The following is a 23,545-nucleotide window of genomic DNA, read 5'->3' as shown; positions in this document are numbered from 1 at the left end:
TTTCTTGAATGCAGATGAATTGATACTGATGCTTTGGAGGTAGTGATGTTTAGGAAATATGGTTTACTATTTGTCTGGGCTCTTGTTTTGGTGATTGTTGGAGTGGGGCCTTCGAGTTTGGCTTGGGGCGACAATGATTTAGATGCCGCAAATCATTTCACCTATAATGGGACTGCTAATTATAATATAATAGGGGGGGGGTAGGAATGAAGCGCGTGCATATGTGACGGGTAGTATCGTTACGGGTTACGGCAATATTTTGGAAAAATCCAGCACCTATAATAATGTTTCCGGGAGCTCTAACCACATCGGTGAAGGAGCTAAAGATAACATAGTCAGCGGTAGTAATAATAAGCTGCATTACCATGTGTCCTCTAACATAGTTGGAGGAGATAGCAATGAGGTGATGCGTACTTCTGCGTATAATTTGGTGAGCGGGTATGATAATAGACTTGGGGAGAGAAATGATGCTAACCAAGTGGGTGGCATACAAAATATACTCGACCACGATTCCCGGTACAACCAAGTTTCCGGCTCAAATAACATGGTAGATGGAGATGACAACCTGGTCGCGGGCAGGAGCAACCAGGTTACAGGATCCAATAGTGTTGCGCTCATGGGCGCCACGGTCAGCGGTGACAACAATATCGGCATGGGCTCGGGCGCACAGAGCACCGCTCTGAACACCATAGCTATCGGAAATTCTGCCCAGGCCACAGGAAATAACGCCATAGCCGTTGGCTCCGGAGCATCGGCTAAAACCAATGACACCGCCATAGGCGTTAATTCAACCGTGACCGCCGACGGCTCCACCGCGGTTGGCGCAAGCACCACCATCAATTCCACCAATTCGGTGGCAGTGGGCGCGGATTCCAGGGTTGAGTCAGGTGCATCCGGCGGCATGGCCCTGGGCCAAAATTCCATTGTGCAGACCGGGGCCACCGGGGCCATAGCCCTGGGCCAGGGGTCTATTGCCGATCAGGCCAACACCCTTAGCATCGGCTCATCCGGCAATGAAAGGCGCATTGTGAATCTGGCCGCGGGCGTGGCAGATACGGATGCGGTTAATGTGGGGCAGCTTCACGCGGCCATGGACCAGAGCACCCGCATGGTCTCAGATTCAGGCGCAGGCTCAGCCAGCACCAGCGGCACCGGCAGCCTGGCTGTGGGCTCAGGTGCTTCAGCCAAAACCAACGACACGGCCATAGGCGTTAACTCAACCGTAACCGCCGACGGCTCCACTGCGGTTGGCGCAAACACCACCATCAATTCAACCAACTCGGTTGCCGTGGGCGCAGATTCCAGGGTTGAGGCAGGGACATCCGGCTCCATAGCCCTTGGTCAGGGCTCAATTGCCGATCAGGCCAACACCGTAAGTGTGGGTTCCGTGGGCAATGAAAGGCGCATAGTAAATGTGGCTTTGGCTATTGATGATACAGACGCAGTGAACCTGGGCCAGATGAACTCCGCTTTATCCAGCCTTGGGGCGGATACAAGGTGGCTCTCTGATTCAGAGGGAGGCGCTGCCCAGGCCCACGGCACCTGCAGCGTGGCTATCGGCTCAAGCGCAACTGCTAAAAATTACGACACTGCCATAGGCTCCGGTTCCACAGTTGAGGCAGACGGCTCCACGGCCGTTGGGTCCAACACCTACATAGCCTCCACCAACGCCGTTGCCCTGGGCGCGGATTCCAGGGTTGAGTCCGGCGCAGCCGGCGGTACGGCCCTGGGTCAGGACGCCAGGATTGAAACCGGAGCCACGGACTCGGTTGCCCTGGGCCGGGGTTCCGTGGCTACGGAAGCCAATACCGTGAGTGTGGGCTCAGTTGGCAATGAAAGACGCATAGTGAACCTGGCTCCCGGCGTCAACTCGACCGATGCGGTGAATGTCTCCCAGCTGAACGCCGTGGATCAAAAGACTCAGGTGAACGCCAAAAATATAGCCAAAAACGCCCGCAACATTGCGGTTAACAGGTCTGATATTGATGCCAACCGTTCTTCTTTGGCCCAGCACGACACCAGAATCAGGCAGAATCAATCTTCCATCAATCAGAACCGGGCAAGCATCGAAAGCCTGGATCGCGGCTTGAACGAGCTGCGGGAAGAATCCCGGGCAGGCATCGCCGCAGCCGCCGCCCTGGTGGAGCTGCAACCCACTGCCCCGGGCAAGACCATGGTGAACCTGGGCACAGCCGCATTTAAGGACCAGTCCGCCCTTGGCTTAACCATGGTGCATCGGGCCAAAAAGTATGACTCGCTTTATTTTAACGCGGGCGCTTCCTATGCCGGGGACGAGGTTCTGGTGAGGGCGGGGTGCAGTTTTGAGTTCTAGTCGGGAAAACAGGGGTGTGGGTAAAAACGGATAAACGCCGGGCAGCGCACCTAAGCATCACCCGGCGTTTTTTCATTTCTAAAGGATTTCGCAGGCTCCCCCGCCGCAGGCTATGGTCTGCTCCAAGATGGTGTTGTCCTGGTCTTCATGCAAAAGGGTGTAGTCCACAATGGTGTTTTCCCTTTGCAGGTCTTCCCACATCTTGCAGTTGTGCACCCTTTTTAAGCAGCGGGTCATCTTAAGCACGTCATTGTCAAAGTAGTTGGCCGCGAATTTGTGCGCCCTGCGCACCCAGTCCTTGCGCGCAAAGATAACCTTGGCTATGGCCTCCTGCACACGCCTTGGCTGGCCTGGTTCCAAAAGGGAATCAATGTCATGCCCCCTCCCCAGGGCAGCGTCGCAGGCCTCCCACAGGTTTTCGTCAAAGGCGTGCAGGCCGTCCACAATCAGGCCCGAGGACATGATGGTCCCCACACCATACTGTTCCACTATCTCAGCGGCGGTGAGCACCTCGCAAAAAGGAGCCTGGGGATAGTCCAGATCCCCGCCATCCGGCAAAAGGGATATGCCCGCAAAATAGTCCCGGTTGTCATAGATGAAATCAGCCACGCAATCCCACATGCCTTCGGGCACGGTTATGGTGTTGCTCACATTGTGGCTGAGGTAGGGCTTGATGCAGCGCTCGGGCCGCCTGCCCGCGTCTATCCAGTTGGCCTTGGTGAGCTTGACGTATTTTAAGAGGTCCACCGGGTCAAGCTCTTTGCGCACCTTGGCATCTTCACCGGCTTCAATGCAAAAGGTGATCACAATGCTGTGGCCGTTGGGATCCCATACGCTTTCGTCCACTGCGTGTGGGTTTTGCCTGCGGAAAAAGGCGGCCACCGGCTCGTCGTCATTGGCTTGAGCTCGTCTGAAATAGCGGCGGGCATGGTGGGGATGAATGCCCGAGCTGGTCCCCAGAATGCAGCTGGTGGAACCGGCGGGTTTTACGCAGGTGGCCCTGGCCGCCGGGTTTAAGCCTATCCTTTCGGCCACCTGCTCGTTGATTTCAAGGATCAGCCTGGCCATGCGTTTTTGGATCTCCGGGTCGAAACTGGTCTCCGGATGCTCCATCATGCCGGTCATGGAAACGCCCAAGAGCGCTTCCCTGCGGGCGATTTTAGTGCTCAATTCCCCCAGATAGTCAAAATTCGTGTAATCGGCTTGCAGTGTGCCCAAGATGGCCGCCGCCCTGGCCGCCTTGGTAAACTGTTCTTCATTTTCCACAGCGCCCAGGTTGATCTCGCAGAGATTGCAAAAGGCCCAGCCGGATTTTCCGTCATATTGGGGATAGAGCCCGATCTCCACGCAGGGGTTATAGGTGACGTCTTTGTCATCGGCCCACACAAAACCCGGCTCCCCGAATTCGCGCACCGACTTCATCAGTTCTAAAAAACGGCTTTTTTCAGTCTGATTCCTCAATAAAAGGGCGGAGTTGTTGGAGCGGGCCCTCTGGGGGTTTTCCACAAACCAGTTGCCTGTCTTGGCCTTGGCCATGAGCTCGTCATCAGGGGAGAACAGGCAGATGGTGGCGCTTCTTCTCACCCCGCCGGAAAGCACCGCGTCTGAGGCGTGCATCACCATGTCATAGGCATCTATGGGGCGCAGGCGGTTGCGGCCTTGGGCCAGGGTGCGGTCCATGATTTGCCGCACCAGCTCCAGGGAGCGCTTAAGGGGCTTGGGCCCCGGAGCCTTGCCCGAACCACTGGTGATGGAGGTCCCCTTGGGCCGGATAAGCGAGTAATCAAAGAGTATCTTGTTTCCGAAATATTCGGGATGAGGCTGCTTTTCAGTGAAATAACTGGAGAGCAAAACCCCCAGGGCGTCGGCCCAGCCTTCAATGCTGTCCGGGATTACAAAAACCTTTTCTTCGGAAAGAGGCTCGGCAAGCTCGGGCAGGCGGGCTATGTGGTGCTTTTGTACACTAAAGCCCACACCGCAGCCGCAAAGCAAAAGCCACAGGGCCTCCTGGAAGAACCGGGGCCTGTCGCAATAGGATGTGGTGCAGTTGTACATGCGGGCGTTTTTTTTAAGAATGGGGTCGCCGCCAAACTGAAGCGCCCTTTGGGAGCCCAGGACCAGACGGTTTTTCATGGCCTCGCCCACTTCCCGCAAAAGATCCTCTATCATAAGGTCCCTTTGGGCGAAATGGGCCCGGTGCATATCTATGACCCGGTCAACGGCCTCGCTGAAGGTCTCACGCCTTCCGAGCTGGGGATTATAGCGGCTGTAGCGGCTGGAAAATACATATTCCTGTAGGTTGTTGATGCTCATTTTGAGGTTCCTTAATACTATATGTAGCTGTATATGAGATCAGTACTACAACATGGTGTGGATAATTACAAGTAAATAGTAAGAGTTCTTAATAATGCAACTAAAGGCACAGGTGTAGACGACTTTTATATAAACCGTCTGAGATTGTTTGTAGTTACTGAGGAAGGCTGTTTAAGGCCGGCCCGAAAGTATTTTTTTCGGAAAGCGAGGCTTAAAAATTTTCCCCAAAAGTTCAGGCTTCAAGCCCTTTGGTGAATCGGGTGAAGATGAGGTCCGCCAGGTCCCCGGGCTTGAGCAAACCCTTGGGATCATACCACTGATAAATCCAGTTGCACATACCTGTGAGTAACATCACATGGGCTGATAGTTCAGGTATCTCCCGTCCGGTTCGGGATGCGTATTGTTCAAGGGTCCTTTTCCAATATTTAAGATAAGCCCGCTGCTTATCCTTAACAATTTGATAACGTTTTCCGGAAAGGCAGTTTTCATCATGGATGATCAGCTTGCTCCTGTGTACGTCCTTACAGTAAAGCTCCACCTGAAAGCCAATAAAGGCCCGCAGCCTTTTTCCCGGGTTTGTCTCCTGGTCTGAGATTTGCCGTACACCGTCCAGAAGCTTGTCCATATATCCGTCCAGGATAATGAATAGCAGGTCTTCCTTGTTTTTGAAATAGTAGTAGAGCCCAGCCTTGGTCAGACCGGTGGCATGGGCCAGGTCCCTTATGGAAGCCCGGTCATAACCCATCTCGCAGAGAACCTTGGCCGAGGTTTTGTAGATCTCCGCGGCCCTTTTTTCGGCCATTTCCTTGCGGGTCAACATGACGAATTCCTTTGCTGGTTTTTCTTTTGATCTATTCTTTCGGCGTCAGGGCCTGTCGACGCTTGGCAGCCAGGTTCACTCCCTGGCTGTTGTTTGAAATTTTAGTAATCCCGCACAATAACGGCATAATACCTAAAACCCTATAAATGATCCATGAAAAGTCGGAAAAATGATTGACAATCTGTAATCCCATGTGACAGGTTATATTATACCGAACGCCCGTTAGGTAAATCTACCGTGTGTCCGGTAAAAAAGCCGCAACTGTTTTTCTCCCAGAAACAAAAAGGAAAATTCAAAAAGCAAAGTTTTTCGATTTTAAAAAACACTTTTCCCATGGATAAAAATGTTTTCAGGAAAAAGTAGATCTTAAGCCAAGTCCCTAAAACGGGTGAGTGTTTGATTCAGAAATAAAAGGCCGTCGGGTCTTTCTCAATAATCCTGGTTTCAACAAAAGACAGGAGGGGTTAAATGCCTTCGTTACGTCGATGCTCCATTACCGTCTTCGCATTCATCTTTTTGTTTGGCTTGGCTGCATTGGCCTCCGCCAAGACCGTTGATTTCACCTTTGCCCATTTTATCCCTCCCAATGAACCGGGGGCAGAGGTGGGGCTTTGGCTGGAAAAGGATCTCAATCAAAAAATGAAAGGCCAGGTCAAGGCCAAGTATTTTCATTCCGGCCAGATGGGCAATGGCATTGAGATCGTGAAAAAGGTCCGCATGGGGACCCTTAAAGGCGCTTTTCTCACCGGCAACTACGCGCCTGAGCTTAATCCCAAGTTCGGCATCGGAACCCTGGCCTACTGTATGGACAGTTATGCCAAATGGGAGGCTTTTTTAAAAAACAAGGGCTTACGCACTGAGTTGTTCACCTGCCTTGAGTCCAAGGGGCTTCTGGTTCTGGATATGTGCTATTTCGGGACCTACGGCTTTGCCACCACCAAACCGGTGCAAACCCTGGATGACCTTAAATCCTTTAAGATGCGCACCACCCAGGCCAGGTATCCCCTGGCCTTTTGGAACGCCCTGGGGGTGAATCCGGTGCCCATGGCCTGGGGTGCAGTTTTCCCGGCCCTTAAACAGGGGGTGGTGGACGGAACCGATCAGACCGAAAACGTAACCCGTCTGCGTCTTGCCGATGTATGCAAATACTACACTCGCACCAAGCACATGGTGGGGCTCTTTTTCCTGGTGGTGAATAAAAAATGGTGGAACTCCCTTGATGACAACCTACGCAGCTCCATGGACGCCATTATCAGGGAAAACGTGGCCAAGGCGCGTCAGGCCAGTGTGGATCTGACCGAAAAGGCGCCTGAGGCGCTTAAGGCCAAGGGAGTCAAGGTCATGGACCTTTCCCCCGATGAGATGGCCAAATTCAAGGCCAGTCAAAAATCGGTTTGGAAAAAGTTCGAGTCTGAAATAGGCCGGGAATGGCTGACCAAGGTCAGCGACCTTGCTGCCGGGACAGAAGCCCAATAGGCACACCCTCCCTTTCGTGGGGTCGTCCGTCTTTTGGCGGGCGGCCCCATGGAACGGACCAGCATGAAACCGGATCTCGGGAAAAAGAAACATGTCCGCCTTAAACGCCGTATTGGACCGGATGGAGCGGTGGGGAATTTTGATCTGCTTCACTGTTTCCCTGGCGGCGCTTTGCATAAGCGTTGTCACCCGCTACCTGTTTCAAAGGCCTTTAACCTGGCCCGATGAGCTTACCACCTGCCTTTTCATGTTCATGACCTTTCTGGGGGCGGTCATGGCGGTTCCGAAAAAAGCGGAGCTTAAGGTGGATGTGCTCTACGAGTTTTTCCCAAAAGCCCGCTTCGGCCTGGACCTGCTTCTGCATCTGGTGCGTCTGGGGGTCGGGCTGACCCTGATCTACGCAGGCGTAAACTTCATGCTGATTGAAATGGAGATGGAGACCGTAACCCCCATTCTCAAGATTCCCAACAGCCTTCTTTCGGGCATGTTGCCGTTTTTTGGCCTTTTGTTGGCTTTGCGCTCAATAGGAGAGGTTCACAAGCTTTGGGCGAAACCCCGCCAGGAAGACCGATGAAGCCATGGAATCCCTGTTATTACTTTTGATCCTGTTTGTTTTTCTGTTTCTGCGCATACCTATCTATATTTGTCTTTACTTGACCGGCGTGGTTGGCCTTTGGATCTTCACGGATATGGATTTCTGTTTCGTGGCCCAGACCATGCTGAAAAAACTGGAGAATTTTTCCTTATTGAGCATTCCCTTTTTCATCCTGCTGGGGGCTGTGATGGTAAGGGGAGAGTCGGCCGGGAGGCTGGTGGATCTGGCCTGGAAGTTTGTCTCCTGGCTCCCCGGCGGGCTCGGCATCACGGCTGTGATGTCTTCCGGCGTCTTTGGGGCCATAAGCGGTTCTTCCATCTCAACTGTGGTGACGATCGGCGGGGTGATGTTCCCGCACATGGAAAAGTACGACTATCCCAAGCCTTTTTCCGTGGGCCTGGTGACCAGCGCGGCTATTTTGGGAATCATCATTCCACCGAGCATAATCATGATCATCTGCGCCCTTACCGCGGGTGAAAGCGTGGTGCGCCTGTTTGCGGCCGGGTATCTGCCCGGCGGCCTGATCATGCTTATGCTTTCCCTGTATGCCTGGCGAAAGGCCCGGCAAAAGGGGCTCGGCAGGGAATCCCTGGAGGCCTTTGACCCGGCCGGACTGGCCAGGGCTGTGAAGCGGGCGGTTTTCCCCCTGTTGATTATCGCGGTGCTCTTTGGGGGTATATATTCCGGGGCTTTCACCATAACCGAGGCCTCGGTCGTCTCCTGCGCCATGGTTTTGATTGTGGAACTTTTGATCTACCGCTCCCTGGGGCTTAAGGAACTCAAGGAGCTGTTCATATCTTCAGGCATGACCAGCGGGGCCTTGGTGATAACCGTCTCCGGCGCGGGCGTGATCAGCGAATACATTATTCTGCGCGGCATACCCCAGACCATACTGGAGGTCTCCATGGCCTATATCCCGGGCCAGGCCTCCTTTCTGATCTTCACCTGCCTGGTTCTTTTGATCCTGGGCACCTTTATGGACCAGATAGGCGCTATCATGATTTTAGTGCCGATCATGATGCCCATAGCCAAGCAGATGGGCATGGATCCCATTCATTATTGCCTTCTGATCACCGTGGGGCTGGGCATCGGCTACATCACCCCGCCCCTGGGTCTTTTGATCTATACGGCCCAGGCCATTACCCGCCTGGACTTTATGCAGGTTTCAAGGGCAATTACACCTCCTTTGCTTATCTATATCGCGGCGCTTCTCATATTGGCCTTTGTTCCCTGGATATCCACTGTGGTCCCCAATCTTCTTTTGGGGCCTTAAGCGGCGTTAGGAGAGTTTGAAAATGAACCTGGCCCATATCCTGGAAGACTCGGCCCGGTTTTTCCCGGACCGGACATTTGTTTTGGAGAACGAAAAGAAGCTGAGCTATGCCGAGATGAACCAATTGAGCGACCGAGTGGCCGGTGCCTTGCTCGCCTCCGGTTTGAAGCCGGGGCAAAGGGTCGCGGTCTGTCTGCCCAATTCCAGCGAATGGCTGGCCGTGTATTTCGGTGCGCTCAAGGCGGGATGCGCAATTGTGACGCCAGGGATAGCCATGACCGGCCCGGAACTCGTGCCCCTTTTGGTCGAGTGCCGTCCTGAACTGCTTGTCACCACCGAAGAAAAACTCCGGCAACTAAGGGATTGCGATGAAGAATGGCCTGTGAGGCTGGTTGTGGCCCCTTCCGGGGATCTTTCCTGGCAGGCGTTTTTGGAGCTGGCCGGAGATGGGGGTTTCAAGAGCATAGAGCGGGACCGAAGCGACCTGGCCGCGGTGCTTTTTACCGGCGGCACCACGGGCATACCCAAAGGGGTCATGCTGAGCCATCAGAACCTTTTGGCCTCGGCCCACACCATTGCCCGCCAGGAGCGCTCCACCGAAGCGGACCGGGTTCTTTGTTTCCTGCCCCTGAACCATGTTTTCGGCCAGGTGCATGTAATGCTTTCCACGGTTCTGACCGCCGGTTCCCTGGTGCTTATGCCCGCCTTTGACCTGGAAGAGGTACTGCACTCCCTGGAGCATCTGGAGGTGACCAAGTTTTACGCCGTGCCCACCATTTATGTGCGGCTTTTAGGGCAAAAGGATATCGGCAAGCTTTTGGGCAAGGTGCGCTACACCTTTTCCGCGGCGGCCTCCATGGCCCTGGAGCTGGTGAGGGAATGGCGCAAAAAGACGGGACTTGCCATTCACGAGGCCTACGGCATGACCGAATCAGCGGCCATGGTCACCTACAACCATTATTACCGTCACAAGGTGGGGTCTGTGGGCACGCCTGTGGGGGCCGTGGAAGTGGCCATAATGGACCCCATGGGCGAGCCGGTGGAGCAGGGGCAGGAGGGCGAGATTTGCATACAGGGACCCAACATCATGCAGGGGTATCTGAACCGGCCCGAGGAGACCAAAGACGCCTTCTGGGGGCCCTGGTTCCGTTCCGGGGACATCGGCCTGATTGATGAAGAGGGATATGTCTTTATTGTTGACCGGCTCAAAGACATGATCATCACAGGCGGAGAAAACGTCTATCCTCGGGAGGTTGAAGAACTTTTATATGAACTGCCCCAGGTTGACGAATGCAGCGTGGTGGGCCTGCCGGACCGGGAATACGGGGAAAGGGTCACCGCCGTGATCAAGCTTAAGCCCGGGGCGGAACTTGAGCCGGATAAGATCAAGGAGTTTCTGCGCGCCCGGCTGGCCCCGTTTAAGGTGCCCAAGGCCTTTAAGGTGCTCAAGGATCTGCCCAAGTCGGCCACGGGCAAGCTTTTGAAAAGAACCCTGCGCCGCCAATTAATGGCCTGACAGGCCGGGCGGTAAACAGCCTTTAAGGCGCTGTTTGAGCGAGGGGAGAAGTCAAAGGAGCAAGGGTGCTTTCAGATATCTATACAGAGGAACACAGGATTTTCAGGGAAACTTTCCGCCGTTTTGTGGCGGCGGAGATCACCCCCAATGCGGATGCCTGGGAAGAGTCGGGAACCGTGCCCAGGGAGCTGTGGCTTAAGATGGGAGAACAGGGTTTTTTGTGCCCCTGGATCGATGAAAAATACGGTGGCCTGGGTCTGGGGTTTGAATATTCCCTGATAATCAACGAGGAGCTTATCCGGGGCAACGGCTTTGGAGTGGGGGTGCCTTTGCACTCGGATGTGGCAGCGCCCTATCTGGCTTCATATGGCTGCGAAGAGGCAAAAGAGTGTTGGCTTCCCGGCTGCGTTACCGGCGAGGTCGTCTCTGCCGTGGGGTTCAGCGAGCCCGGCGCGGGCAGCGATCTGGCCGCCATCCGCACCACCGCGGTCAAAGATGGCGACAGTTATGTAATAAACGGGCAAAAAACTTTTATCACCAATGGTTACTACGCAGACCTCGTAGTTGTGGCGGCAAAGACAGATCCCCAGGCCGGGTACAAGGGCATAAGCCTTATCCTGGTGCATAAAGACGACCCTGGTTTTGAGCGGGGTAAAAAGCTCAATAAAATGGGGATTCACATGCAGGATACCGCGGAGCTTTATTTTACCGATTGCAGGGTGCCTGCCTGGCGCGTACTCGGCGAGCCGGGGCAGGGCTTTAAATATATGATGGAAAAGTTGCAGCAGGAACGCCTGGAGGTGTGCATCAAGTGCCAGGTCATGGCCGAAGAGTGCCTTAAGGAAGGCCTGGCATACGCCAGGACCAGGGAGGTTTTTGGCAAGCCGGTGGCCCTGCACCAGGCCAATGCCTTTCGCCTGGCCGAGATGGCCACAGAGGTTGAGCTGGGCCGGACCTTTCTGGATTCGGTTGTCTTATCTCACCTTAAAAAGGAAGACGTGGTGCGAAGAGTCTCCATGGCCAAACTCTGGTTGGGAGAGATGGTGAACCGGGTGGCTTATCAGGCTCTCCAACTCCATGGAGGATACGGCTATATGGAAGAGTATCGCATCTGCCGTTTGTATAGGGACGTAAGGGCTCTTTCCATATTTGCCGGCACCAGCGAAGTAATGAAGCTCATTATCAGCCGGGATATGGGGCTCAGGGAATAGGCAGACCAGTGGGCGGGTTGCGGCAGTACTAGGAAATCGCCAAATCCGTGACCCGCCTTTTTTAAGGTTATAAGTCTTTTTCGAGGTGGTTTTTGGCAAAGAACAGTTTGGGAAAAGACTTGGTCATACCGCCCGCCGATGCTGCCTGGCCGGATCAAGGCGGCTTTCGGTTTTTCGTGCTCTTTTCCGGCTTTTGGTTACCGGTCCGGCGCAATCAACTATGAACCCTGCTTAATGCCTTTTTAGGCCTTTAGGTTGACCTTGCCTTCTTCAGAGACCTCCTTCCACTTAAAGCCTGACAAAAATGCTATACTTTTAAAAACCGGCAGGTTACCCAAGGTTTGAGGGCGTTGGGTGATCCTTGGTCGGCAGTTTCGGCTAAAATTTATTGTAAGCCCGAATTGTTATTTCTTCCTGTAATCCGGCTTCTCGTCTTTAAAGTTGGGGTAAAGAATGCAAAGGCATTTCAGATTTATTATGGTTGCACTAGCGGCATTATTCGTGATTGGCTGCCAAAAATCCGATAAAGGGCAATATTGGCAGGGCTATGTGGAGGCGGATTACACCTATGTGGCCTCTCCCTTGGCTGGGCGTTTGCAAGACTTGGCGGTTCAAAGGGGAGAAAGGGTTTCCAAGGGCCAGGTGCTTTTTGGATTGGAACGGGTTATTGAAAAGCAGGCCCAAAATGAAGCCATCCAACTGTTGGATCAGGCCAGGGAAAAGTTGGCGGATCTGCAAAAAGGGGCCCGGCCCAGCGAGATATCTGCCATCAAGGCTTCCCTGGCCAAGGCCCAAAGCTATTTGGACCTTTCCATTCTTAATTACAAGCGCAAGCAAGAGCTCTACAGGAAAAACAGCCTTCCCAAGGCCCAGTTGGACCAGGCCCGCTCCCTTTATAATAGTGACAAGGCTCAAGTCGCCGAGTTAGAAGCCCAATTGGAGACCGCTCGCCTGGGGGGTCGCGAAGATCAGGTCAAGGCCGCCGAATCAGAGGTAAAGGCTTTGGAGGCAAAGCTGGCAGAGGCTTCCTGGAATTTTGGCCAAAAAATCCAAAAGGCCGGCGATGCAGGGGTGGTTTTTGACACCTTATACACCAAAGGCGAGTTGGTCCAGGCAGGCAGACCGGTGGTTGTGCTGCTCACCCCGGAGAACCTCAAGGTTCGTTTTTTTGTGCCCCAAGCCGATTTGGCTTCCCTGCGGCTGGGGCAGACGGTTTTCTTGTCCTGCGATGGCTGTCCCCAAGGGCTAAAGGCGAATATCAGTTTTATCTCCCCCGAGGCCGAGTACACCCCGCCGGTGATTTACTCAAGGCATTCAAGGGATAAACTGGTCTTTATGGCCGAGGCAAAACCAGCCGCCAAAGAGGCTCTTGATCTGCATCCGGGCCAGCCCATGGAGGTTATGCTCAAACAAAACCAGGCGGTTGAATAATGGAACAGCCGGTGGTGATAGATGTCAAGGGGCTGACCAAGCGCTTCGGGGGCCGCACTGTGGTCGATGACCTGTCTCTGAAGGTGCGCCAGGGTGAGATATACGGCTTTTTAGGACCCAACGGCAGCGGCAAGACCACCACCATCCGCATGATATGCGGGTTGCTCAAGCCCAATCAAGGCAACGGGGTCTGCCTGGGGTTTGACATCTCCGGACAATCGGATCTGATCAAGCGGCAGGTGGGCTACATGGCCCAGCATTTCAGCCTGTATCAGGACCTCACCGTACAGGAAAATATGGATTTCATTGCCCGCTTGTACGGCGTACCCGCCCATAAAAAGGCAGTGGCCAAAAGCCTTGAGCGCATGGGATTGGAACCTTACAAAGGTTTTTTGGCGGGCCAGCTTTCAGGCGGGTGGAAGCAAAGGCTGGCCCTGGCCTGCTGCACCATCCATAACCCCAGGCTGTTGCTTTTGGATGAGCCCACCGCAGGGGTGGACCCCAAGGCCCGGCGTGAGTTCTGGGATCATATCCATGAACTTTCCGCAACGGGCATAACTTCGCTTATCAGCACCCACTACATGGACGAAGCCGAGCGCTGCCACAGCCTGGCCTACATTGCCTATGGCAGACTCATGACCAAAGGGACAGTGGAACAGGTGGTGGAGCGCGAGGGGCTTACCACCTGGTCGGTGACCGGAGGCGATCTTTTTGCCTTGGAAAAACGGGTGAAAAGTTTACCCGGCGTGGAACAGGCCGTGGCCTTTGGCAACACCCTGCATGTGATAGGCAAACAGGCGGACCTGTTAAAACAGAGCCTCACTCCCCTTATGAAGCCGCCTTATCATTGGCAACAGGCGCCCACAAGCCTGGAAGAGGTGTTCATCAGCCTTATGAGCCGGGCGGAGAAGAACTGATGCCAAACTTAAGTTTTTCCCTGCGGCGGCTCTGGGCCATGATTACCAAGGAACTGGTGCAGATGCGCAGGGACCGCCTCACCTTTGGCATGATGGTGGGCATTCCCCTGGTGCAGCTTATCCTGTTCGGTTATGCCATTAATTCAGACCCCAAGCATTTGCCCACTGCGATTTTGTGTAATGACAACAGCCCATTTGCGCGCACAGTGGTGGTTGCGTTAAAAAACAGCGACTACTTCAAGATAGCGGGTCAGGTCAAAAGCGAAGCCAAGGCAAGGCAGTTGATAAACCTGGGCGAGGTTCAGTTTGTGCTCCATATCCCGGTCGATTTTTCCAGGCGCCTGGTCCGGGGGGAGCACCCGTCCCTGCTTTTGGAGGCAGACGCCACAGACCCCTCGGCCGTGGCCAATGCCGTGACCTCCCTTAACGTATTGGCAAATTCAGTGCTGAACCGGGATCTTTCCGGCCCGCTTGCCTATTTAAAGGCAGGGCCGCCCCCCTTCAGGGTAATCGTTCATCCGGCCTTTAATCCCGAGGCCATAACCCAATACAACATTGTGCCCGGGCTGATGGGGGTGGTGCTTACCATGACCATGGTTATCATAACCGCCCTGGCGGTCACCCGTGAGCGGGAGCGGGGCACCATGGAGAATCTCCTGACCACGCCGGTGCGCCCTTTGGAGGTTATGCTGGGTAAGCTCATCCCCTATATTCTGGTGGGTTACGTGCAGATCGGCTTGATCATCACCATGGCGATATTTTTATTCAGCGTACCCATTTTGGGGAGCGTCAGCCTGTTGATCCTGGTGAGCCTGCTCTTTATCGCGGCAAACCTGGTGGTGGGGGTCACCTTTTCCACCTTGGCCAAGAACCAGCTTCAGGCTATGCAGATGGCATTTTTCTTTTTTTTGCCTTCCATTATGCTTTCAGGGTTTATGTTTCCTTTCCGGGGCATGCCGCAATGGGCCCAGGCCATTGGTTCGGCCCTGCCGCTCACCCATTACCTGCGGATTGTGCGGGGAATTTTGTTGAAGGGGAACGGCTTGCCTGAGGTCTGGGTGCATCTGTGGCCTATTGGGGTTTTTTTTCTGGTGGTGCTGGTGATCGGGCTCATGCGTTACCAAAAGACCCTGGATTAGGCTTGACACCTATCAATGACTCTTTTAGCCGACCCCCGAAGGCTTTAATTTCCACACCTGTTTTGAAACACCCGCCGGACCAGATGCTGCACTTCATGCCAAATCGATTGATTTCACGTTTTTTTTACATAGTTTTCACAAGTGATTTACCCTGCGTGTTTTAATCTTGTGCCAGGTTTGGTGGAGCATGCCTGATAATATAGCTGAAATACCGCATCGGTATCGCGGTCGCGTAAAAAGCTCTGGAGGTGAAGAGTGAACCCGAACATCAGGCTTTTGATTATAGAAGACAACCCGGCCATTGTGGAGAATCTGACCGACTTTCTGGGGTTCAAGGGCTATGACCTGGATTATGCCATGGACGGTATCGGCGGCCTGCACCTGGCCCTTACCAATGACTACGATGTCATTGTGCTGGATCTGATGCTGCCGGGCATGGACGGGATAACCCTGTGTCAAAAGCTCAGGCGCGAGGCGGATAAACAGGTTCCGGTGATCATGCTCACCGCCCGCGACACCCTGGAAGACAAACTACTGGGGTTTGACTCCGGGGCCGACGACTACCTGGTCAAACCCTTTGCCCTAAAGGAGCTGGAAGCCCGCATCAAGGCGCTTTGCAAGAGAAGGGTTTCAGAAAACAAGGTTCTCGAGGTCTCCGAGCTTAAGATGGACCTGGGCACCTTTGAAGTGACCCGCGCGGGCCGGGAGATTCAACTCAACAACACCTGCACCTCCATCTTGAAAATGCTCATGGAGGCGTCTCCCAATGTGGTGACCAGAAAAGAGCTGACCAACCACCTTTGGGGGGACATGCCTCCGGGCACGGATGTGCTGAGGAGCCATATGTACACCTTGCGGCAAAAAATAGACAAGCCCTTTGAATACGCAATGATCGAGACTGTTCACGGGGTTGGCTTCCGGCTTAGGGAAAACAGGCCATGAAATTTTACCAAAGTATACGGTTCAGGGTTGTGGCCGGAATTCTGTTGTTCGGGGCCCTTTTGCTCACCCTTAATTCGGGCATCACTTTTTTTATAATGGGCAGCAATATGTCCAAAATGGTCGGCAACCTTTTAGCCACCGAGGTCGATACCTTTTTATATAAATATGAAAAGGACAAAACCACACCCTTGCCCCACTCCAAGTACATGCAGGTCTACACGGGAATCGAAAAGATTTCTGAGAAATTCAGAGGTTTGGTAAGGGATCTGCCGCCCGGAGTTCACGTGGTTAAAGGCCCGGGACACCCCGTGCATGTGGGAGTTATTAAACTGTCCGACAAGGCCCAGCGCTATTACATGTTTTTCAGGGGCAGGGAATTCTTTGAAGAAAACTCTTCCCTTCATCCCAGGCAGATTCTTTTACTTTCCCTGGCTCTTCTTCTCATACCGGCAATTGTGATGGTTTATTTTTTTTCCCGGGCCGTGTTCGCCCCGGTTTCGGTTTTGATGAAGCAGGTGAAGGCCCTGAACCCGGAGAATATCCCATCTCGTTTTTCCAAAAAGCATCCCAAAAACGAAATAGGCATGCTTACCGAGACAATTGAAAAGGCAATGAATAGGATAAACGAATTCATAAGGCGGGAAAAGGCCTTTACCAGAGACGCCAGCCACGAGCTCAGAACCCCCCTCACCATAGTCAAGGGTGCTGTGGAGATCATGGAACAAGAGACAGAGGTGGAGGCGAACCCCCTTTTAAAAAGGCCTTTGCAAAGGATTTCGCGGTCGGTGCGGGATATGGAAAACACCATTGAGACCTTTCTCTGGCTGGCCAGGGAAGAAAGCGGCGAAGAAGAGTTTTGCCTGGTGGCTCCTGTGGCGGAAAAGGCGATCAATGACAATCGTTATCTTCTGGACAAGAAAAACGTAGAGGCGAGCCTTTCGGTAGAACAGAACAAATCCGTAAGGGTAAAGGAAGAGGTTTTATATATCGCCATAGCAAACCTGGTTCGCAATTCCTTTAATTTCACCTCCCGGGGAACCGTCAAGGTAACGGTTTCGGAAAACAGCCTCAGTGTGGAGGACACCGGGGTGGGGATAGCCCAAGACAAAATCGCCTTGGTGACCCGGTCCCACACCAAAGGTGAAGATAGCCGGGGATTTGGCGTGGGGCTGAATATTGTGTCCCGGCTTTGCAAACGCTATGGCTGGCGGCTTGATATAAAAAGCGACCCAGAGCAATCAGGCACCAGGGTGGTGATTTTTTGGGATGCTGAAAAAGCCCGCTAAGCAGCTTTAAATATTTTCAAGTCCATTCAAGCCCCTGGAGATGAAGCCGGGGGCTTTTTACGTTTTTTTCACATTTCTTTCACGCCCGGTTCATGCCCCCCCCGCTATAGTCAATTTTAAAGAATTGAACAGTTGAAAAGGTCGGTTTCACAAAGGGTTGATCTGCTTTTTTAGCGGAACCCCGCTCCATAGGTGAAACAAAACAAGGTCTCTTTTCAAGAAAATTGAATGTGAAAAAACATGGCGTTCCAATCGACAAATAAGACCGGAAAGCCCTTTCTAAGGGATATGGGTATAACCGTCATGATCAGTCTTTTGATGATGAGCGGTTTTTTGGCAGGTTGCAGTTCCAAAAGCGCTGCAATAGCCCCCCCGCTTGAGGTTCCCGCCGGATTTTCCCGGTCCGGTGAAGTGGATCTGCCTGATAAATGGTGGTTGTCTTTTAATGATCCTGTTTTGAATGGGCTGGTTGAAAAGGCCTTGGCCAACAACTTCGACCTTAAAAGCGCCTGGGACCGGCTGAGGCAGGCAAGGGCCCTGGCCCGTAGCGAGGGTGCGAGCCTTTATCCCACCCTTGATCTGGAAACCGGAGCCGGCCAATCCTTTAACCGTAAAAACGGTGTTTCAAGCGATGCCCAGGAATTCACCCTTGGCCTGGCCGCGGGTTATGAAGTGGATCTTTGGGGGCGTATTGAATCAAAGGCGGCTGCGGCTGATTTCACCGCCCGGGCAAGCGCCGAAGACCTGCGCGCCGCTGCCATGAGCCTCTCGGCCGAGGTGGCCGGGGTGTGGTATCAACTGGTTGAAAAAAACGGCCAGCTTGATCTTTTGGATAAATTGATCTCAACCAATCGGCAGATTCTGGAACTGGTGGAGATTCAGGTCAGAACCGGCCAGGTCGGCATCTCGGACATGTTGCAGCAACAGCAACTGGTTGAGTCGCAAAAAGGGGAAAAGGCCCTGCTCTCAGCCCAGGCCCGGGTTTTGGAACACCAGTTGGCCATTTTGTTGGGCTCTCCACCGAACCAAAGAGTAGCGCCAAGGGTTGCCGCATTGGTGGATCTGCCCCTGTTGCCTAAAACCGGCCTTCCCCTGGAGCTGATCCGGCGTCGTCCTGATATCAAAAGCGCCTATTACCAGATAAAGGCGGCGGACAAGGAAACTGCGGCTGCCATAGCCAACCGTTTTCCCCGTTTGAGCCTTACCGCGGGGACCAGCACCACCCATGAAAATATCTCCGGCCTGTTTGAGAACTGGCTCGCCACTTTGGCCGCCAACCTGGTTGCGCCGCTTGTGGACGGCGGATTGCGCGAAGCGGAAGTGGAGCGCAGGCGGGCGATTTTATCAGAAGAAATAAACAGCTACGGCCAGGTGATTATCGATTCCCTGGGTGAAGTGGAAGACGCCCTGGTCCGGGAGACGCGGCAGCAGGAGGCCATTGCCAGCCTTGAGAAGCAGTTGGAGCTTTCGCAGATGGTGGTGAGGAGGCTTAATGACAGATATCTGCAGGGAACTGTGGATTATCAAAGGGTGCTGGATGCGCTTATCAGCAGGCAGGGCCTTATGCAGAGCCTGTTAAGCGGCAAACTGAACCTGCTTCAATACAGAATCGATCTTTGCCGTTCCCTGGGCGGCGGGTGGGAGCTCAGCCCGCCTGATTCAACCCGGACATTGAACCGGGAGCCAATGGAAAAGGGCGATATGTTCTCCGGCCGGGAAAGCCCGGTTCAGTATAAAACGCCGAAAGAAAATAACCCGGAAACATCGGGTGTGTGATCGGCAAGTTTTATAAGGGGCCTTTGGAAAAAGAACACTTTTTTGGAAAAAGTTTAAGGTGAAAATCATGCCTGAAAAAATAGATATTCCCCAGAATACCGAATCCGGGCAACCAACAACCACAGGCAAAGGCAATAAGGTTTCAAGGGCTCTTCGCTTGCTGGGGCGGATTCTCATGCCCTTGGCCGTATTGGCCGCGGGTGTCGTGATCTCCATTTGGTTGTTTGAAACCTCGCCCAAATTAAGAGCTCAGCCCAGGAGCCACAACAGGACTCTAGTAACGGTGAAGAGCGTGGAGTACGCGCCCCGTCAGACCCTTGTTTCAGGTATGGGTTCAGTGGCTGCGGCCCAGTCTGTGGAGCTTAAGCCCCAAGTGGGCGGCAAGATCATTGAGCTCAGCAAAGATATGTCCCCCGGCACGTTTTTTGCCAAGGGCTCTCTTTTGTTCAAGATTGACCCTGCCGAATACCTCCTTTCCGTGCGGCAGCTTTCCGCGGATGTAGCCAAGGCTGAATCAGAGATAGCCTTGGAACAGGGAAACCAGCTTATCGCCCAAAAGGAATATAAACTTTTGGGGCAAAAGCTAACCGAGCGGGAAAAGACCCTGATCCTGAGGCAACCCCAACTCAAGGGCCTGCAGGCAAGCCTCGATGCGGCCCAGGCCAAACTGGACCTGGCCAGGCTTGATCTTAATCACACCCAAGTCAAGGCGCCGTTCAACGCAGTTGTGCAGTCCAGCGACGCCCATCTCGGGGCCCTGGCAGACCAGTCAACACAATTGGCCACCCTGGTCGGCACAGACGCCTATTGGGTAAAGGTCTCCGTGCCGGTGAGCCAGTTGCGGTTTATAAAGTTGCCGAACCAAAATGGCGAAAAAGGCTCGGAGGCCCTTGTGTATAACTCCGCCGCCTGGGGTGAGGCCGCTTTTCGAAAGGGCAGGGTGATTCGCCTTGAGCCCAAACTTGAGGAACAAGGGCGCATGGCCCGCTTGCTGATCCAGGTGGACGATCCCTTGTGCATTAAGCCCGAGAACGCAAAATTGCCTTCCATGCTCATAGATTCCTATGTACGGGTGGCCATCAAAGGCAAAACCATTGAGTCTGCGGCATTGGTTGAGCGCAAGTACATCAGAAACGGTTCCAATGTCTGGATCATGAATCAAAAGGGCAATCTGGAGATCCGCCAAGTCAAGACCGCCTTTCGCAGTGAGAAGGATTTCTATGTTACCGGCGGTATAGAGCCGGGTGAGAAGTTGGTCCTGACCGACCTATCCACCCCGGTTTCGGGCATGGAATTGTGTATTCGTGAGAACGGGGCGGGGCAAACCGCCTGCCGCAAGGCCTCTGACCAGGAGGAACAGTCATGAAAACCAAGCGGCTTGCGGAAATGAAGGGCCCAATCTCCTGGATGGCCAAAAACCGGGTGGCTCCCAATTTAATGATGGTGTTTCTCCTCTTGGGCGGCCTGATTATGAGCATGAATATCAAGCAGGAGGTCTTCCCGGAGTTTGACCTGGATGTGGCCACCATCAGTGTGGATTATTCAGGAGCCAGCCCCGAGGAGGTGGAGCAGGGTATTGTCCTGGCCGTGGAAGAGGCTATCAGGGGCATTGAAGGGGTGAAGGAACTCACCGCTACGGTGGGCGAGGGCAACGGAACCATCAATGCCGAGTTGGAAGAAGGTTCGGACCAGCAAAAGATCTATCAGGAAATCAAACAGGAGATAGACCGCATCACCACCTTTCCCGAGGATGCCGAATTGCCCCAGGTCTCTTTGGTGACCCATATGCGGGAGGTGCTTTCCCTGGATATCTTCGGCGATGTTTCAGAGATGGTGTTGCGCCAGGCTGTTGAAAATGTTCGCGAACGTCTTTTGCAGAGTCCGGATATCACCCAGGTTGAACTATTGGGGGCCCGTGACTATGAGATTTCCGTTGAGGTGCCCCAGGAAAACTTAAGGGCCTATGGCCTGACCCTGGCCGGGGTTGCCGAGGCCATTGACAACGCCTCCACCGAACTCCCCGGCGGAGCCATAGACACCAGCGGCGGGGATATTCTCTTGCGGGTCAAGGACCGCCGTGACTGGGCAAGCGAATTCGCCCGCATCCCCATTGTGACCACTTCAGACGGCAGTGTGGTCTATCTGGAAGATATTGCAACGGTGCGAGAGGCTTTTAGAGACAGCGACCATTATGGTTTTTACGACGGCAGCCGTTCCATTAGCGTGGGGGTCTATCGGGTGGGTAAACAAACCCCCATGGGAGTCTCGATTGCCACCCGTGAGGCCATGAAAGAGATAGAGCGGGATCTGCCTGCGGGCATCGAGTGGCGCATAAGCCGGGATATGTCCGAGGTGTACCAGGAACGCTTGGATTTATTGCTCAAAAACGCCTTTTTCGGATTGATGCTGGTCCTGGTGGTTTTGGGGTTGTTTTTGGAGTTCCGGGTGGCCTTTTGGGTCACCATGGGCATCCCCACCGCGTTTTTGGGCAGCCTGCTCTTTTTACCGGGCATGGGCGTCTCCATAAATATGATATCCATGTTCGCCTATATCATTGCCCTGGGCATTGTGGTGGACGACGCCATTGTGGCCGGTGAGAATATCTACGAATATCAGCAAAAGGGAATGAGCTTTATAAAAGCCTCCATTCTGGGTGCTAAAGATGTGGCGGTTCCGATCACCTATTCCATTTTAACCAATGTGGTCGCTTTCTTACCCCTATGCCTTATTCCCGGGGTCATGGGAAAAATATGGAAGGTGATCCCGCTGGTGGTGGTGACGGTGTTCCTGCTCTCCTGGGTTGAGTCGCTTTTGATCCTGCCGAGTCACCTGGCCAAGGAGCACAAGGCGTCTGACGGCCGGTTACGGAGGCTTATCAAAAGACGCCAGGATGCCTTCACCAGGCTGGTGGAGCGATTCAACAAAAGGGTTTATGGTGGTTTCCTGGAGCTCTGCCTGCGTTTCAGGGGCTTGACCGTGGCTATTGGTCTGGCTTGCTTGTTTGTGGTTTTCAGCTATGTCATGAGTGGCCGCATAGGCTTGATCCTCATGCCCAGGGTTGAATCAGACACCGCCGAGGTCAGTGCTGTGCTGCCGGTGGGCAGCCCCCTGGACAGGATGAAATCCGTTCAGAATAAATTGACCGTAGCCATGGACAAAGTGGCCCGTGAAAACGGCGGAGATCGTCTGCTAAAGGGTGTATTCGTCAGGATCAATGAAAACGAGGTGGAGGTGAGGGCTTATCTCACCTCGCCTGAACTCCGCGACTTAAGCACTGCCCAGGTCAATCGGCTTTGGCGGGAAAAGGTGGGGACCATCGCCGGTCTGGAATCCTTGAGGTTCACCTCCGACGGCAGGGGGCCGGGTTCAGGGGCTGCCCTTACGGTTGAGCTTTCCCATACGGATATCAATGTGCTGGAGAAGGCCAGTCATGATCTGGCCCGGCAGTTGGAGGGCTTTCCCAATGTCAAGGATATAGATGACGGCTACACCCCGGGCAAGCAGCAAATTGACTTTTCCATCAAACCGGAAGGTCAGAGCCTGGGCTTGACTTCAAGGGAGGTGGCCCGCCAGGTGAGAAGCGCCTTTAACGGGGCCGAAGCCCTGCGCCAACAGCGGGGCCGCAATGAGGTGACTGTGCGGGTGCGTTTGCCGGAAAAAGAGCGTAAGAACGAGTATTATTTGGAAAATTTGATGATCCGCATTCCTTCCGGCGGGTTTGTGCCTTTAATGGAGATCGCCGATCTGAAACGGGGCAGGGCCTATACCACCATAAGCAGAAGAGACGCCCGCCGCACTGTAAGCGTCAGCGCCAATGTCGAGCCCCTTGGCGAGACCAGCCGCATCAAGGCCGCCGTTTCAGACAGCATTCTGCCTGATCTGGCCAGGAAATACCCCGGGCTAACCTCTGGTTACCAGGGGCGGCAGGCCGATATGAGTGAAAGCCTCATGAGCCTGATAACAGGCTTTACCCTTTCCATGTTGACTATTTATTTCCTTTTGGCCATTCCCTTTGGCAGCTATACCCAGCCGCTGATAGTTATGACGGCTATTCCCTTTGGCATATTGGGCTCCACCTTGGGGCATTTACTTATGGGGTACAACATCAGCCTCATGAGTATGATGGGGGTTGTGGCCCTGGCCGGAGTGGTGGTGAACGACTCTTTGGTTTTGATTGATTTTGCCAATAAAAAGCGGCAAGAGGGATTAACTCCGGGACATGCCATACGTTTGGCCGGCCTGCGGCGTTTCAGGCCTATTGTTCTAACCACCTTGACCACTTTTGGCGGGTTGGCGCCAATGATATTTGAAACCTCCCGGCAGGCCCGTTTTATGATACCCATGGCCATTTCCCTGGGGTTCGGAATATTGTTCGCCACTGTAATTACGCTGGTTTTGGTGCCTTGCCTATACCTTTTATTGGAAGACTTTCATGGCTTAAGGGAGGGCAAGAGTAAAAAGGCGGCGGCATTGGCCGATCTGCATGTGTCCCAAAAAATGCCGTGAACTGAGGTTGTT

At 53.8% G+C, this 23,545-nt stretch carries 16 protein-coding genes; 14 read left to right on the top strand and 2 right to left on the bottom strand.

From position 1 onward, the window contains the following. Positions 1 to 544: 544 nt before the first annotated feature. On the top strand, positions 545 to 2,332 hold the full coding sequence (locus X474_RS07830; RefSeq protein ID WP_197282021.1) for a YadA family autotransporter adhesin: 1,788 nt from the start codon (positions 545 to 547) through the stop codon (positions 2,330 to 2,332). A gap of 78 nt (positions 2,333 to 2,410) precedes the next feature. Here the strand turns inward: X474_RS07830 and X474_RS07825 are convergent, their stop codons facing one another. Both X474_RS07825 and X474_RS07820 read right to left on the bottom strand, forming a co-directional pair. Beyond that, positions 2,411 to 4,645: a glycyl radical enzyme family protein gene (locus X474_RS07825; RefSeq protein ID WP_052514994.1), complete on the bottom strand. Its 2,235-nt coding sequence runs from the start codon at positions 4,643 to 4,645 to the stop codon at positions 2,411 to 2,413. 232 nt (positions 4,646 to 4,877) lie between these two features. After that, complete coding sequence (locus tag X474_RS07820; protein ID WP_044347980.1) at positions 4,878 to 5,465, bottom strand: TetR/AcrR family transcriptional regulator; 588 nt, start codon at positions 5,463 to 5,465, stop codon at positions 4,878 to 4,880. Positions 5,466 to 5,933: 468 nt separating this feature from the next. Here X474_RS07820 and X474_RS07815 point away from each other — a divergent pair, with 468 nt between their 5' ends. The 13 genes from X474_RS07815 to X474_RS07755 all read left to right on the top strand — a co-directional run bounded on the left by X474_RS07815 (position 5,934) and on the right by X474_RS07755 (position 23,533). Beyond that, positions 5,934 to 6,941 carry a TRAP transporter substrate-binding protein gene (locus tag X474_RS07815; RefSeq protein WP_044347979.1) on the top strand — a complete coding sequence of 336 codons (1,008 nt, stop codon included), beginning with the start codon at positions 5,934 to 5,936 and terminating at the stop codon, positions 6,939 to 6,941. A 91-nt stretch (positions 6,942 to 7,032) separates the two neighbouring features. After that, on the top strand, positions 7,033 to 7,515 hold the full coding sequence (locus X474_RS07810; RefSeq protein ID WP_044347978.1) for a TRAP transporter small permease: 483 nt from the start codon (positions 7,033 to 7,035) through the stop codon (positions 7,513 to 7,515). Positions 7,516 to 7,519: 4 nt separating this feature from the next. Next, the gene (locus X474_RS07805) at positions 7,520 to 8,809 is read left to right on the top strand and encodes a TRAP transporter large permease (RefSeq protein ID WP_044347977.1); all 1,290 of its coding nucleotides are present in this window, start codon (positions 7,520 to 7,522) and stop codon (positions 8,807 to 8,809) included. 22 nt (positions 8,810 to 8,831) lie between these two features. After that, positions 8,832 to 10,325 (top strand): class I adenylate-forming enzyme family protein, encoded by a 1,494-nt coding sequence (locus tag X474_RS07800; protein ID WP_044347975.1) that lies wholly within the window; start codon positions 8,832 to 8,834, stop codon positions 10,323 to 10,325. Positions 10,326 to 10,390: 65 nt separating this feature from the next. Next, positions 10,391 to 11,536 carry an acyl-CoA dehydrogenase family protein gene (locus tag X474_RS07795; RefSeq protein ID WP_044347973.1) on the top strand — a complete coding sequence of 382 codons (1,146 nt, stop codon included), beginning with the start codon at positions 10,391 to 10,393 and terminating at the stop codon, positions 11,534 to 11,536. 477 nt (positions 11,537 to 12,013) lie between these two features. After that, complete coding sequence (locus X474_RS07790; RefSeq protein WP_044348351.1) at positions 12,014 to 12,967, top strand: HlyD family secretion protein; 954 nt, start codon at positions 12,014 to 12,016, stop codon at positions 12,965 to 12,967. Then, positions 12,967 to 13,884 (top strand): ABC transporter ATP-binding protein, encoded by a 918-nt coding sequence (locus X474_RS07785; protein ID WP_044347971.1) that lies wholly within the window; start codon positions 12,967 to 12,969, stop codon positions 13,882 to 13,884. The genes X474_RS07790 and X474_RS07785 overlap by 1 nt, the downstream gene beginning before the upstream one ends. Continuing rightward, on the top strand, positions 13,884 to 15,023 hold the full coding sequence (locus X474_RS07780) for an ABC transporter permease (protein WP_044347969.1): 1,140 nt from the start codon (positions 13,884 to 13,886) through the stop codon (positions 15,021 to 15,023). The genes X474_RS07785 and X474_RS07780 overlap by 1 nt, the downstream gene beginning before the upstream one ends. Positions 15,024 to 15,290: 267 nt before the next feature. Next, positions 15,291 to 15,965 carry a response regulator transcription factor gene (locus tag X474_RS07775; RefSeq protein ID WP_044348350.1) on the top strand — a complete coding sequence of 225 codons (675 nt, stop codon included), beginning with the start codon at positions 15,291 to 15,293 and terminating at the stop codon, positions 15,963 to 15,965. Further along, positions 15,962 to 17,251 (top strand): sensor histidine kinase, encoded by a 1,290-nt coding sequence (locus X474_RS07770; protein WP_044347967.1) that lies wholly within the window; start codon positions 15,962 to 15,964, stop codon positions 17,249 to 17,251. Before X474_RS07775 ends, X474_RS07770 begins: the two co-directional genes overlap by 4 nt. A 240-nt stretch (positions 17,252 to 17,491) precedes the next feature. Then, on the top strand, positions 17,492 to 19,027 hold the full coding sequence (locus tag X474_RS07765; protein ID WP_082464227.1) for an efflux transporter outer membrane subunit: 1,536 nt from the start codon (positions 17,492 to 17,494) through the stop codon (positions 19,025 to 19,027). Positions 19,028 to 19,094: 67 nt separating this feature from the next. Then, a complete protein-coding gene (locus X474_RS07760; RefSeq protein ID WP_052514991.1) occupies positions 19,095 to 20,393 on the top strand; it encodes an efflux RND transporter periplasmic adaptor subunit in 1,299 nt (432 codons plus the stop codon). Then, positions 20,390 to 23,533, top strand: coding sequence for an efflux RND transporter permease subunit (locus X474_RS07755; RefSeq protein ID WP_044347966.1), 3,144 nt, complete (start codon positions 20,390 to 20,392; stop codon positions 23,531 to 23,533). The genes X474_RS07760 and X474_RS07755 overlap by 4 nt, the downstream gene beginning before the upstream one ends. The last annotated feature ends 12 nt before the right edge of the window (positions 23,534 to 23,545 follow it).

It is taken from the genome of Dethiosulfatarculus sandiegensis (assembly GCF_000931935.2).
Lineage (GTDB): Bacteria > Desulfobacterota > Desulfarculia > Desulfarculales > Desulfarculaceae > Dethiosulfatarculus > Dethiosulfatarculus sandiegensis.
This window is presented reverse-complemented; position numbering and strand designations above follow the sequence as displayed.